This is a genomic window from uncultured Kordia sp. (assembly GCF_947496985.1).
GTDB lineage: Bacteria > Bacteroidota > Bacteroidia > Flavobacteriales > Flavobacteriaceae > Kordia.
The window spans coordinates 560,700-573,506 of the sequence record NZ_CANMEZ010000002.1 but is presented as its reverse complement, the minus strand read 5'-3'; the positions used below and the strand labels follow the sequence as shown (position 1 = coordinate 573,506).

The 12,807-nt window shown below is 31.3% G+C and carries 15 protein-coding genes; 4 read left to right on the top strand and 11 right to left on the bottom strand.

Annotated features, from left to right (window positions below):
- Positions 1 to 87 precede the first annotated feature (87 nt).
- Complete coding sequence (gene frr / locus Q0828_RS07470; RefSeq protein WP_298419193.1) at positions 88 to 642, bottom strand: ribosome recycling factor; 555 nt, start codon at positions 640 to 642, stop codon at positions 88 to 90.
- Positions 643 to 754: 112 nt separating this feature from the next.
- The gene (gene pyrH, locus Q0828_RS07465) at positions 755 to 1,462 is read right to left on the bottom strand and encodes a UMP kinase (RefSeq protein WP_298419190.1); all 708 of its coding nucleotides are present in this window, start codon (positions 1,460 to 1,462) and stop codon (positions 755 to 757) included.
- 253 nt (positions 1,463 to 1,715) lie between these two features.
- On the opposite strand from pyrH, the gene Q0828_RS07460 reads away from it, so the two are divergent.
- Together Q0828_RS07460 and Q0828_RS07455 are read left to right on the top strand one after the other, a co-directional pair.
- A complete protein-coding gene (locus tag Q0828_RS07460) occupies positions 1,716 to 1,952 on the top strand; it encodes a hypothetical protein (RefSeq protein WP_298419187.1) in 237 nt (78 codons plus the stop codon).
- 408 nt (positions 1,953 to 2,360) lie between these two features.
- A complete protein-coding gene (locus tag Q0828_RS07455) occupies positions 2,361 to 2,630 on the top strand; it encodes a hypothetical protein (protein ID WP_298419184.1) in 270 nt (89 codons plus the stop codon).
- An 84-nt stretch (positions 2,631 to 2,714) separates the two neighbouring features.
- Here Q0828_RS07455 and tsf read toward each other — a convergent pair whose 3' ends face one another.
- The 4 genes from tsf to rplM all read right to left on the bottom strand — a co-directional run bounded on the left by tsf (position 2,715) and on the right by rplM (position 5,576).
- A complete protein-coding gene (gene tsf / locus Q0828_RS07450; protein WP_298419181.1) occupies positions 2,715 to 3,680 on the bottom strand; it encodes a translation elongation factor Ts in 966 nt (321 codons plus the stop codon).
- A 105-nt stretch (positions 3,681 to 3,785) separates the two neighbouring features.
- Entirely contained in the window at positions 3,786 to 4,562 is a 777-nt protein-coding gene (gene rpsB / locus Q0828_RS07445; protein WP_298419176.1) for a 30S ribosomal protein S2, read from the bottom strand.
- Positions 4,563 to 4,732: 170 nt separating this feature from the next.
- A complete protein-coding gene (gene rpsI / locus Q0828_RS07440; RefSeq protein ID WP_114902334.1) occupies positions 4,733 to 5,119 on the bottom strand; it encodes a 30S ribosomal protein S9 in 387 nt (128 codons plus the stop codon).
- A 1-nt stretch (position 5,120) separates the two neighbouring features.
- Positions 5,121 to 5,576: a 50S ribosomal protein L13 gene (gene rplM / locus Q0828_RS07435; protein WP_298419170.1), complete on the bottom strand. Its 456-nt coding sequence runs from the start codon at positions 5,574 to 5,576 to the stop codon at positions 5,121 to 5,123.
- Between the two features lie 219 nt (positions 5,577 to 5,795).
- On the opposite strand from rplM, the gene Q0828_RS07430 reads away from it, so the two are divergent.
- Positions 5,796 to 6,767, top strand: coding sequence for a hypothetical protein (locus Q0828_RS07430; RefSeq protein WP_298419167.1), 972 nt, complete (start codon positions 5,796 to 5,798; stop codon positions 6,765 to 6,767).
- Here Q0828_RS07430 and Q0828_RS07425 read toward each other — a convergent pair.
- The 5 genes from Q0828_RS07425 to Q0828_RS07405 all read right to left on the bottom strand — a co-directional run bounded on the left by Q0828_RS07425 (position 6,764) and on the right by Q0828_RS07405 (position 11,384).
- Complete coding sequence (locus tag Q0828_RS07425) at positions 6,764 to 7,591, bottom strand: TerC family protein (RefSeq protein ID WP_298419164.1); 828 nt, start codon at positions 7,589 to 7,591, stop codon at positions 6,764 to 6,766. The genes Q0828_RS07430 and Q0828_RS07425 overlap by 4 nt on opposite strands.
- A 91-nt stretch (positions 7,592 to 7,682) precedes the next feature.
- Positions 7,683 to 8,777 carry an SGNH/GDSL hydrolase family protein gene (locus tag Q0828_RS07420; RefSeq protein ID WP_298419163.1) on the bottom strand — a complete coding sequence of 365 codons (1,095 nt, stop codon included), beginning with the start codon at positions 8,775 to 8,777 and terminating at the stop codon, positions 7,683 to 7,685.
- A 60-nt stretch (positions 8,778 to 8,837) separates the two neighbouring features.
- On the bottom strand, positions 8,838 to 9,809 hold the full coding sequence (locus Q0828_RS07415; RefSeq protein WP_298419160.1) for an acyltransferase: 972 nt from the start codon (positions 9,807 to 9,809) through the stop codon (positions 8,838 to 8,840).
- A gap of 20 nt (positions 9,810 to 9,829) precedes the next feature.
- Positions 9,830 to 10,600: a class I SAM-dependent methyltransferase gene (locus Q0828_RS07410; protein WP_298419158.1), complete on the bottom strand. Its 771-nt coding sequence runs from the start codon at positions 10,598 to 10,600 to the stop codon at positions 9,830 to 9,832.
- 46 nt (positions 10,601 to 10,646) lie between these two features.
- A complete protein-coding gene (locus Q0828_RS07405) occupies positions 10,647 to 11,384 on the bottom strand; it encodes a class I SAM-dependent methyltransferase (RefSeq protein WP_298419155.1) in 738 nt (245 codons plus the stop codon).
- Positions 11,385 to 11,660: 276 nt separating this feature from the next.
- On the opposite strand from Q0828_RS07405, the gene Q0828_RS07400 reads away from it, so the two are divergent.
- Positions 11,661 to 12,800 (top strand): amidohydrolase family protein, encoded by a 1,140-nt coding sequence (locus Q0828_RS07400; RefSeq protein WP_298419152.1) that lies wholly within the window; start codon positions 11,661 to 11,663, stop codon positions 12,798 to 12,800.
- The last annotated feature ends 7 nt before the right edge of the window (positions 12,801 to 12,807 follow it).

The window sequence follows — 12,807 nt, the reverse complement described above, 5'->3', positions numbered from 1 at the left end:
GTATAACGAATAATACGGTATAATGTTACAAAAAATAAAGCGACCACTGGTCGCTTTATAATTAGTTTATTATAAGTTTAACGTTTTTTAAACCGTCATAATTTCTTTTTCTTTCGCTACGTATATTTCATCAATATTTTTAATATAACTATCTGTTAATGCTTGCACATCAATTTCAGCATTCTTCTTAGCATCATCAGAAACTTCCAAAGCTTTTATTTCTTTGTTTGCGTCTTGACGTGCATTTCTAATACCAACTTTAGCGTCTTCAGCTTCGCTTTTTGATTGTTTAGCTAATTCTTTACGACGTTCTTCAGTCAGTGCAGGAACATTGATAATTACAGATTCTCCATTATTCATTGGGTTAAATCCAAGGTTTGCAAGCATAATTCCTCTTTCAATTTCTTGAATCATACTTTTTTCCCAAGGTTGAATTGTAATAGTACGTGCATCTGTGCTGTTTACATTTGCAACTTGTGATAATGGTGTTTGCGAACCATAGTAATCAACCATTACACTGGATAGCATTGCAGGAGAAGCTTTTCCAGCTCTAATTCCTAATAATTGCTTATTTAAGTGTATAATGGCGTTATCCATTGATTCTTTTGTAGTATCTATAATAAATTTAATGTCTTCGTTCATACTGTTGAAAATTATTAATGAAAGTAGTGATGGTACTTTCTATATCATTACTAATTTAAAATATTTTTTTGTTATTGCTCGAATAAAATCAAAAACTACGCCAGATTTTATCTTACAAGTTTACTTTTGTTCCAATATTTTCACCAGAAACTACTTTTAGTAAGTTTCCTTGTGTATTCATGTCGAATACAATGATTGGTAATTCGTTTTCTTGACTTAGTGTAAAAGCAGTAGTGTCCATTACTTTTAAACCTTGTTTTAATACTTCATCAAACGAGATATGATCAAATTTGATAGCTGAAGTGTTTTTTTCTGGGTCTTCATTGTAAATTCCGTCTACACGTGTTCCTTTTAGAATTACATCAGCACTTACTTCAATGGCGCGTAATACGGCAGCAGAATCTGTAGTGAAATAAGGATTTCCAGTTCCTGCACCAAAAATAACAACACGCCCTTTTTCTAAATGACGAATTGCTTTTCGTTTGATATATGGTTCCGCAACTTCTTTAATTTCTAAAGCAGTTAATAAGCGTGTGTGAACTTCGGCATCTTCTAAAGCGCTTTGTAATGCTAAACCATTAATAACAGTGGCTAGCATTCCCATATGGTCACCTTGTACTCTGTCCATTCCGTTACTTGCGCCAGCAACACCTCTAAAAATATTTCCTCCACCAATAACGATGGCTACTTGGATTCCTAGATCGACTACTTTTTTTATCTCTTCTGCATATTCAGCTAGGCGTTTTGGATCAATTCCATATTGTCTTTCGCCCATAAGCGCTTCGCCTGATAATTTTAGTAATATTCTTTTGTATTGCATTGCTTCTTTTGATGAGTTGTGCAAATATAATAAATAATGAAGTGTACAAAAATGTTTTTATGTGTCAAGCTCTAATTTATCAAATGTTTAAAATAAATTATAAATGATCAATTGTTCAGAAGTATAAATTTCTCTTATGATTTCTATAAAATATTCAAACATTAACATGTAAATTCTTATGAAAATGTTAACAAGTTTTAATGAATTGTGTAGGTATCTTTGTTTTGAAAAAATTATCAAAATACAAATTATCATGAAAAAAAGAAATTTCAAGTTAGGGTTAAACAAGAGAAATATTTCAAATTTAACTTCAATTAGAGGAGGGAATGGACCTGTTGGACCGCAAACAATAAGTTGTACTTGTCCATTTATCGAAACTACAGATGAAACGCAACCAGGACATTGTCCAGATACAAACACACAATTAACTACTTGTCATGGTGAAACAAAAAGTAGAACTTGTACTGTGGAGACACATTGTTTGTGTTAATTCATCCTAATGAAACACGATAGTTATAGATAAAAGAACTTTTTGTTGTAATTATTAAATACTGTAATGCGTTTAGCTCTTTTATTCCATCGATTTAAAAGCTATGAGAAAGACAATAAGGATGGAAAAGGGCGCGTACTGATAACGCAACTCACAACGAGAAGTACTTTTATATAGGGGGAGAATAGTTGCACTAGTTGCAACTATTTTTTTTGTCAAATTTTTAAAAAGAAGGCTATTTCTTGCTAAAATGAATATGTTAAATAAGTTAACACAAAATTCAACGCTTATACAAAATCTTCTACGCTTATAAATTCTATAGTATGTTTTATAGCAGCTTTCTATAGTTTTAGGGTATGAAAAAGGTGCACAATTTTTCAGGGTATTAATTATTTAAAAATTAAAATTATGAAAAAACAAAAATTTAAATTAGGCTTAAACAAGGTAAATGTTTCAAATTTATCTTCGATTAAAGCGGGAATGGGAATAGTAAATCAAAGTGATGCAGTTACATGTGTTGCTACATTAAGTAGAAACTTTGTTGATATTTGTTGTCCAGTATTCGGTACAGGAGAGGTGTGTGAAGCTACAAAAAACACACGTTCAAGACATCCAGGTTGTGGTGATGATCCTAACACTAGTGTTTGTGCTCATACATTTGGAAATCCATGTATATAATCATTAAATAATTGTGAAAAAGGAAAAGGATCGTCAATTGACGATCCTTTTTAATATACTATAAAACGCCTTAGCGTAATTTGTTTATCCTAAAGATACACGTTTGAATCCTGTTACTTCAACTTCTCCATAAGAAGAAACGTATTTAGCAACTGTAGACTTTTCATCTTTGATAAAGTCTTGATCTAATAAACATTGTTCTTTGTCTAATGTAGTGTTATCAGAAATGAATCTTTCCATTTTTCCTGGTAAGATACGATCCCAAATTTTTTCTGGCTTTCCTTCTGCAGCTAATTGTGCTTTAGCAGCTTCTTCAGCTTGCGCTATTACTTCTTCAGTTAACTGAGACATAGAAATGTATTGAGGAACATTTTTCAATGTTTTTCCTAAACGTACTAATTCTTCGTTATCTTTTTCAATAGCAGCAATTCTTGCTTCTGTTTCAGATGCAACAAATGCAGGATCAAAATCTTTGTAAGATAATGTAGTTGCTCCCATAGAAGCAATTTGCATTGCTAAGTCTTTTGCTAATACATCAGCATTATCAACTTTAGCAGTTAATCCAACAACAGCAGCAATTTTGTTAATGTGTACGTAAGAACCAACATAAGGAGCTTCGATTTTATCAAAAGCTTTTAAGTCAATTTTCTCACCAATAACACCAGTTTGCTCTGTTAACTTTTCAGCAACAGTCATTCCACCAAAATCAGCAGTTAAAAACTCTTCTTTTGTGTTGTATCCAATTGCTAAGTTTGCAAAGTCTTTTGCTAAGGCAACGAAACTTTCGTTTTTACCAACAAAATCAGTTTCACATCCTAAAACGATAGCAACACCAGCAGTGTTGTCATCATTTACTTTAGCAGCAGCAACACCTTCAGAAGAATCACGATCTGCTCTTTTAGCAGCAACTTTTTGACCTTTCTTACGAAGAATATCAATTGCTTTATCGAAGTCACCTTCAGCTTCTACTAATGCTTTTTTGCAGTCCATCATTCCTGCACCTGTAGCTTTTCTTAATTTACCTACTTCTGCGGCTGTAATTTTTGCCATTTTATTTTTGTTTTAATGTTAATGCGTCAACTCATCATTTTCAAAATCAGCAGTAAAACTACCTATCTTCTTTAGATGAATTAACGTATCAACGTTAAATAATAATTATTTTGTTTCTTCTTTTGCTGGAGCTTCTGCTTTTGGAGCAGCAGCGGCAGCTTCTTTTTCAGCTTTCTTAGCTTCTTTTTCAGCTTTTCTATCAGACAATCCTTCGATAACAGCATCAGTAACGTGCGTTAAAATCTTATCGATTGATTTAGAAGCATCATCATTTGCAGGAATTACATAATCAACCTCTCTTGGGTCAGAATTTGTATCAACCATTGCAAAAATTGGAATGTTTAATTTTTGAGCTTCTTTAATTGCGATATGTTCACGCTTGATGTCAACTACGAATAATGCACCTGGAAGACGAGTCATATCGTTGATTGAACCTAAGTTTTTTTCTAACTTAGCTCTTAAACGATCAACTTGCAAACGTTCTTTCTTTGATAAAGTCATGAACGTTCCATCTTTTTTCATTCTATCGATAGAAGCCATTTTCTTAACGGCTTTTCTGATGGTTACAAAGTTTGTTAACATTCCACCTGGCCATCTTTCAGTAATGTAAGGCATGTTAGCATTCCCTGCTTTTTCAGCAACGATATCTTTTGCTTGCTTTTTGGTAGCTACGAAAAGTATTTTTCTACCAGATGCTGCAATTTTCTTTAAAGCTTCATTAGCTTCAGAAATTTTTGCTGCAGTCTTATATAAGTTAATGATGTGGATTCCATTACGCTCCATGTAGATGTATGGCGCCATGTTTGGATCCCATTTTCTTGTCAAGTGACCAAAGTGTACACCTGCATCAAGTAAGTCTTTTACTTCTATGTTATTTGCCATTTTTGTAAATAGTTTACGTTCCGTTGAATTAGCAATAGGGAAGTAGCAATTGTATTTGGTCTTTCCTATTTAGATGCTAAACTAAATTTCGCATTACGCGAAACAACGACAACATGTTTTTTAATTTCAATAATAAATGAACTGTATGTTTTGTGAAAAAACGATACGGATTAACGTTTAGAGAACTGGAATTTCTTACGAGCTTTCTTCTGTCCAAATTTCTTACGTTCAACCATTCTTGGATCTCTTGTTAATAATCCTTCTGGTTTCAATGCTAATCTATTTTCAGCATCAATCTCACATAATACTCTTGAGATTGCTAAACGAACAGCTTCTGCTTGTCCAGTAGATCCTCCACCATATACATTTACATTTACATCATACGTGTCAACAGTTTCTGTTAACGCAAATGGTTGCTTTACTTTGTATTGTAATGTTGGTGTTGGGAAATACGTTTCAAACGCTTTCTTGTTTACGGTAATGTTTCCAGTTCCTGGAGTAACATATACACGAGCAACAGCCGTTTTTCTACGACCAATTTTGTGAATAACTTCCATGTTACATTAAATCATTTAAGTTAATAGTTGTTGGTTTTTGAGCTTCTTGTCCGTGCTCTGTACCAACATAAACTTTTAGGTTACGGAATAAAGCGCTACCTAATTTGTTTTTTGGTAACATTCCTTTCACTGATTTCTCTACTAATTTTGCAGGATCTTTTTCAAAAAGTTCCGTAGCAGTTAGCGATCTTTGACCACCTGGATAACCTGTGTGACGAATATAAGATTTGTCCGTCCATTTGTTTCCAGTTAAGTTGATTTTTTCTGCATTGATAATTACAACATTATCTCCGCAATCAGCATGTGGTGTAAAGCTAGGCTTGTACTTACCTCTAAGTAATTTTGCTACCTTAGAAGCCATACGCCCTAGCGTCTGTCCTTCAGCATCAATCAAAACCCATTGCTTATCTGCAGTAGCTTTGTTTGCTGAAATTGTTTTGTAGCTTAATGTGTCCACACTAATTTTTTTTAATAATTAAACATTCCTATCTCTTAAAAAGAGTCTGCAAAGGTAAGATTTATTCTGTAGATAACAAATACATTAAGAAGAATACTGAAAATAGTTAAATGTATTGGTTTTCAATCCCTTAAAAAATGCCTCAAAAACATAATTTTACAGCTATATTTGGCTAAATTTTAAATGATGAAATTTTTAACAAAAATAAAAAAGTTTTTTATGAATGCTATTATTATAGTATTGATAACTTTTGCGTTGTTTGAAATTTTGTATCGATTTGCTGTGATTGATTTTTATAAAGCGGAAATCAATGGATTGAATACAACAGAAACTTTGCAAAAAGATTCGGTAGATTTTTTATGGTTTGGTGATTCTTTCTCAGCCACATCTTCAGATATGAATTATGTAGATAAGTTGCGAACTAATAATCCCGCTATTTCTATTGTAAATGCAAGTATTCCAGGGACTGGAATTCGACAAGTAAATACATTTGCTTCCGCAAGAATTAATAATCATCAACCAAAAGCTATTGTATATCAAATTTATGTTGGAAACGATTTGATCGATGTAGATCATTTATGGGACTGGGAAAAGTTTTCCATATCTAGAAATTTTTATTGGGAAGCGTCCGATTATTTTTTAAGTCTTTCTTATTTGAATCGTAAGCTTGCTGTTTTGAATGTGTCAAAAGAGATACGATTGGAAGGAATGCTAAAAGATGATTTTTCAACTGATTTGTATGATATTAGAACGAAACGCTTTATTTATGGCAACACTTCGTATATAGAGAATACATTAACGCTTCAAACTCCTTTTGGAAACCGATATGAAACTTGGTTAAAACATATACAACGTTTTTTAGCAACAGTTCCTAACGACGTGACTGTATATTTCCTCTGGATTCCTCATTGTGCCCAAGTGAATGATTATTATTTGCAAAACATGAAAAGTTTAGGTGCTGAATTTAAAGACGAAGAGTTAATTCAAAAATCAGTATATCCTTTTTTTAACGCAGCAAAAAAGGATTTAAAAGCTTATACTAATGTAAGACATTTAAATCCTTTAGAGTATTTTAGAATGCATGATACTATTGATAATCGTATATATTTTTTAAACGATCCTCATTTGAATTATTATGGAAATGAAGTGCTTAGTGAGTTTTTAGAACAACAACTTCCATTAAAAAATTAAGCTTCTTTCTTAGCTTCGTTTATTTTGTCTTGTGCTTCTTTTTTTGCTAATAGGTTCTTTTGGTAACGACCTTGAACGATATCAATTATTACCAATGTAATAATGACAAAGTAGAATGTTGTTTTGCTCATAGGTGTTACATGGTTTCCAAATAATTGTAAGTGTGCAATATGTCCACCTTCTGAAAGCAGCATGATTCCTACAATGAAAAGGATAAATAATCCTAACACTTCATACATTTTGTTTTTTTGTAAGAAATTCGAAACCTTGTCAGCCATCACAATCATTAGTAATCCACCTAAAACGATAGCAATTGTCATTAAAATTAATTGAGGTGTTTCGGCCATATCACTTGTTAAAGCCATTGCACTCAAAATAGAATCAAAAGAGAATACTAGGTTCATGATTACAATCCAAATAATGACGCTTTTTACAGATTTCTTTTTTGTTCCTTCATTTTGAGCATGTTCTTTCATTAACATCATATGCCAAATTTCTTTCACGGCAGTGTAAATAATAAAAACTCCACCTGCTAATACAATTAAACTATGTCCATTAAAATCAAATTCTAAAATGGAATTGTTGTGCATTGTTAAAAAAGGTTCTTGGAAAAACTGAATCAATTTTACCAAAATGAAAAGTAATACTACGCGTAAAATAATTGCCAAACCAACACCAAGCTTGCGCACATATGATTGTTTGTCTTTTGGTGCTTTTTGTGATTCTAGCGAAATGTATAATAAGTTGTCAAATCCTAAAACGGCTTGCAGTAATACAAGCATAAATAAGGTAAAAAGACTGTCTAAAGTTAAAAGTTGTTCCATTTTTTATATATAATTATTAATTGGTTTCTGTTAGTTGTTCAGTTTTCGGTTCTGTTACAGATGTTGCTGTTTTTATGATTGTTGATTTTAGTTAACGATACATTTCTTTGGCAATTAATAGATTTCCGAATTCTCCAGTATGACAATAATCGGTATAGATAGTTTTCTCAGTATTATTGAAAGTGTGGCTAATATCTGCGAAATGAGTATCTGTAATTGCGGATGCTCTTTTAGCTAAAACTTCGTACGTGTCACCATGTAAAGGTTGGTAATACTGATGTTGATTGATTACTTTTTTTTCAAAACCTGTTAGTTGTTTCTTAGTGTATATAATTGGTTGTGAAAAATTGAACACTTTAAAGTTATAATGGAAAGCTAATGCTTCTGAAATTTCCATTTGTGCAGTATAGTGCTCGGCAATATCAATAGCTAATTGTTCTGCGTTGGAAATTATATAAGGTTTAGATTTGCTAATTTTGGCTTTAAGTGTGTTTGCTAAACGGAGTGTATTTTTTAAATATACATACAAGTTAAATGGAGTTGTTTTTTTAAACGTATCCTTAAAACTTACTTCGCTAGCTATAGTCCCAGCTTTGTTGTTATTGTATGCTGCATATGTTTCATTAACACCATCATAAAAGATGACAATATCAGGAACATTCTCTTGGATAATTTGCTGTTGTAGTTGTGCGTTTTCAATATTTCTTGTATATCCATGGCATCCTAAATTGGTTACTTCTACATTAATATTGGGAAATGATTGGTCAATTAATTTTGAGAATTCGGAAGGAATCGTGTATTCATCTCTTGCGTCTACACTAAACATCGTAGAACTGCCAAAACAGAATATTTTTAGCATGTCAATGTTCTTTTTATTGTTGAAATTTTTAGTCTTGCGATGCCCTTTTTTATCAATGTTGGTATGTTTTCCGTTGAATTTGGATAATTTATAATGAATAAATGATGTACCTTCAATTTCCAAGGTCAATAATTCTTTTTGAATTTCTAAAGCAACAGCTTCGTCTTTTTTTTCATATGCTCCAGATGTAGCACGCTCTGCAGCCATGTTTTTTAAAAATGAAACATCAACACTTCTGTAATAAAAGCCTAATAAAACTTCTATAACTACGAGAATGATAAACGTATTTAATAGGATAATGAGTGTATTTTTGATGAGTTTTTTCATTTATAAAACAATAGCAATGACTTATGTTAAGTAAATATATATATTAGGAATATAAGTAGATTATAATAAATATTTTACTTTTTTATTGAGTTCAATTAATAAATATGAAATTAATATAGCACCAATTATTGTAGCTAATGTTAATACAGTTGGCGATAAACCTTGGTTGAATATTGTGGTAATTAGTACTATTATTAAGGGATGCACCAAATAGATAGCAATAGAATAAGATGATAATATTTTACTATTCGCACTTGACGGAATATGAAATGTAAAAGCAGTCATAAACAATGCAGGCGCAGCAATTAAAAATGTAATGTGCATATTTACAACTACCTTGTATGATAAATAATGATAATTGATAAGACTGTCAATTGCCAGTAAAACTAAACCAAAGACAAGAAATAATAATACCTTGGTTTTGCTGAATTTTGTATGAAAATTTGTTTTTCGCATTACATAACCAATACTTAAAAATGGTAAACCATAAAACAAGAAGTTTCTGTGAATTAATGGGTATTTTGTGATTTTATCTAATATAGGATTGTCTAAAAACACCTCAAAATGTCCTAGGTATTGAATGCAAATTCCAATAGAAAATAATACAATAGCGCTGCCAATTAAAATTAAATTAGATTGATTTCTAAGTTTGTACAAAGCAAAGCCACTTAGTAGTAATGTGTTTAAATACCACAAATGATTGAAGCCAACAACAATTTTTGCAATGAATTTTATGATGCTAAAATTTTGAAGGTCAATCCAGAAAGCACTGTAAATTAGCATCCAAATTGTATACAAAATACCTACGCGAATCATCCATCTTTTAATAGCCCCTTTTTTTAAAACATCAAATAGGAAAAAACCACTGATGCAAAAGAATAACGGAATTACAATTTTAAAAATACCATTGGCTGTAATCTGATACGCAATTTTATTGTATTCATATAAAAATGCGCAATGCAATCCAATGACAAACAATGCTGCAATTATTTTGATGCTATCTAAAAGAATATTACGCTGACCAGTTTCCAAAAGATTATATTTTTTGAATTTTAAAGATAAAGTTTTTTTCTTGAGCTACTTTTTTTAAGTAAAAATCCGCAAACAATTTTTTTATCTTTCATAGTTTTATATAAATCTCCTTTATGCATTTGCAGGAACATAGATTTACCTCTGTTGTCAATGGTTTTTTCTGAAAATGAAATAACTTCCAAGCTCTTATTTGCAAATAATTGATTTAGTTGTTTTAAGTTGAGTTGGCAACTTTTAATGATATGGACTGTGTTTTGAGTGTCTTTAAAGTTTCGTGAGTTTTTTACATTCAATTCTGGATGAAGTAGTGTTATAATCATAAAGCCATTTGCTTTTAAAGCACGTTTCCATTCATTGAGCACATTTGAAAGGTTTTTAATATAACCAATCACCAAAGAAGAGAAAATGATATCTATACTATTATCCTGAGCAAAATGCAATATATTGTCTGTTAATACATGTGTTTCTACTTCAGGAAATTTTTTAGTAAACATATGCAGCATACCTTCAGAAGTGTCACAAGCAATGTGTTTTTCAGGTTGAAATTTCAAAACATTATCGTGAAAATGCCCGGTTCCTGAACCGATATCACAAATAATTTTATTTTTTAGAGATAGTTTTGTGAAGATTTGTTCTACTAAAAAAGTATTATAAGTAATGACCAAATTTCCTTTTTCTTGTTCCGAGTCATAGGTGTTAGCCCAGAGATCATATGCAGCTACGACATTCATTTTTTTAGAAAAAAAACAAGTTGTATAGTTTTTTGCAAAACCGGGTAATTTTTTTTGCATGGATATGCAGCTAAAAATAAATATAAAATTTAGCGTATCATACAAATCAAACAATTTTTTGAAATAAATAATTCGGGTTTTTGAGTATAAACTTGTAGTTTGGATTTTTCTTCATTTCTTTCATAAACTTTGCACTGCCAAAATAAGAACCATCAACAGAATCATCAAAAAGAATAAAACCTGATTTTTTCAAAAACTTATCTACATTTTCAAAATCTCTTTTTGCAAAATCATATGCATGATTTCCATCTATGTAAGCAAAAGAAATTGGTTCTCCAAGTTGCACCTCTGTTCCGAATAAGTCTTTTTCGTTAAGATTTTGCTTATATTTTTCAAAAAAATCATCGGAGGTTAAGTGAAAAGAATGAGGTAAATTGTTTGAATTCAAAAATTTCGTACTTCTAATAAAACTCTCCTTTACATATTTAGAAAAATCCGCACAAGTAATATCATCGCTTCCATCTATATTAGAGGTATCTGTATAGGATTCTTTTTGACCTCCATAAATCCATGGATCACAATTAAACAATTTTTCGTCACGGTTATTTTTTTTCAATAAATAAAGAATCAAATTTGTAGACAAACCTCCATAAGATCCAATTTCTATAACAGTTCCGCCTACAGGCATATTTTTAATAGCATGATTTATAAGATATGGAGTTCCTGCGTGTAGCATTCCTTCTCCTGTAACCAAACTCCTAAGCTGTTCAATGTATATATCTTGTGGAAGTTTTTTTACTCTCAGATGAGCAATAATTCTTTTAATTTTTTGAATATCTAGCATAATCCGTATTCGTAATGTTTGAGTGAAAAAATCTATTCTTTGAGTAGGCGCTAAAATTAAACAAATTTTGTTGGTTACAAATTGATTTACTTTAAAATCATATTTGCCTATTTGTTTTTATCTGAAAAAACTATTGTTATGCTTTTGAAAATTAAATCGAGAGTTTTTTAGGATGGAATCCTTTAGAAATCTTTAAATTGTATTTTTACGCAGAATAAATACATTTCTTTAATCACAATCGAATTGGTAAGTCTTATTTTAAAAAACACAACTGTTTTGAATGATGAAAATCCATCATGTCAAAAAAACATCTTTATTGAAGAAGATAAGATAGAAAGTATCAGTGTAGAAAAAAAAGTCAATGCTGAAATTGCAATCGGTTTTCCTTCTGAAGTTATTGCTTTTCCTGGGTTGGTAAACTCTCATGAACATTTAGCATTAAACACGCATCCAATTCATAAAAATAAGCAATATTCAGATTATGTTGAATGGTCGTTGGACGATTTTGAAGCTACCATTAAAGAAATAGAAAGTATTCCATTTGAATTGCGCTATGCATGGGGAGTTCTAAAAAATGTGTTGCATGGATTTACGACAATTTTTCAACACGATATTTATTTGAAAAATTATCAAACACCTATTGCAGATGTTGTGATAGATACTATGACGATACATTCTTTACGATTTGACAAGAAATGGAAACTAAAAGCGATGTTTCCAACTCGGAAGAAAAAAATCATTCACTTGGGAGAAGGAACAAGCGCGTTAGCTAAAACTGAACCGGCTAGGTTTTTAAAATTTTGTATACAACCTAAAAATATGCTAGCGGTACATGCAATTAGCCTAACAAAAAATGATGCTGCAAAGTTTGGAGGTGTCATTTGGTGTCCGAATTCTAACATACATTTATATGGTGAAACGGCCCAAATTTCAGAGCTTAAAAAAGTGGCACCTATTTTGTTTGGGACGGATTCTACAGTAAGTTCTGATTGGGATTTATGGCAACATGTGCGTCAAGCGCGAAAACTGAAGCAGTTGTCAGATGTTGAATTGTTTGAAAGTATGACCAAAACGCCAGCCAATTTGTTTGGCTTTTCGGAAAAAGGTACGCTTGAAACAGGAAAAATGGCAGATATCGTTATTGCTAGAAAGCAAGATAAAAATGCTGTTAATGCTTTTTATAAGGTAACTTCAAAAGATATTTTATTGATTGTAAAAACTGGAAAAATCATTTATTATGATGAAAGTTTACAGGAACAAGTGATGAAGTTTGTTGATAAGCAACAATTTGAAGCAATTAACATTCAGAATGAGGTAAAGTATATTTGTTTTGGTGTGAAAAAATTGACAGCGCAACTAAAGAAGTATTACCCAGACTTTACATATGATTCATTCTTTAATATAATAGATTCGTAAGAACTGA

What these genes read in the sequence shown, in the direction of transcription:
- frr (WP_298419193.1), bottom strand. Translation starts at nt 642, where the DNA reads ATGAACGAAGACATTAAATTTATTATAGATACTACAAAAGAATCAATG.
- pyrH (WP_298419190.1), bottom strand. Translation starts at nt 1,462, where the DNA reads ATGCAATACAAAAGAATATTACTAAAATTATCAGGCGAAGCGCTTATG.
- Q0828_RS07460 (WP_298419187.1), top strand. Translation starts at nt 1,716, where the DNA reads ATGAAAAAAAGAAATTTCAAGTTAGGGTTAAACAAGAGAAATATTTCA.
- Q0828_RS07455 (WP_298419184.1), top strand. Translation starts at nt 2,361, where the DNA reads ATGAAAAAACAAAAATTTAAATTAGGCTTAAACAAGGTAAATGTTTCA.
- tsf (WP_298419181.1), bottom strand. Translation starts at nt 3,680, where the DNA reads ATGGCAAAAATTACAGCCGCAGAAGTAGGTAAATTAAGAAAAGCTACA.
- rpsB (WP_298419176.1), bottom strand. Translation starts at nt 4,562, where the DNA reads ATGGCAAATAACATAGAAGTAAAAGACTTACTTGATGCAGGTGTACAC.
- rpsI (WP_114902334.1), bottom strand. Translation starts at nt 5,119, where the DNA reads ATGGAAGTTATTCACAAAATTGGTCGTAGAAAAACGGCTGTTGCTCGT.
- Q0828_RS07430 (WP_298419167.1), top strand. Translation starts at nt 5,796, where the DNA reads ATGAATGCTATTATTATAGTATTGATAACTTTTGCGTTGTTTGAAATT.
- Q0828_RS07425 (WP_298419164.1), bottom strand. Translation starts at nt 7,591, where the DNA reads ATGGAACAACTTTTAACTTTAGACAGTCTTTTTACCTTATTTATGCTT.
- Q0828_RS07420 (WP_298419163.1), bottom strand. Translation starts at nt 8,777, where the DNA reads ATGAAAAAACTCATCAAAAATACACTCATTATCCTATTAAATACGTTT.
- Q0828_RS07410 (WP_298419158.1), bottom strand. Translation starts at nt 10,600, where the DNA reads ATGCAAAAAAAATTACCCGGTTTTGCAAAAAACTATACAACTTGTTTT.
- Q0828_RS07405 (WP_298419155.1), bottom strand. Translation starts at nt 11,384, where the DNA reads ATGCTAGATATTCAAAAAATTAAAAGAATTATTGCTCATCTGAGAGTA.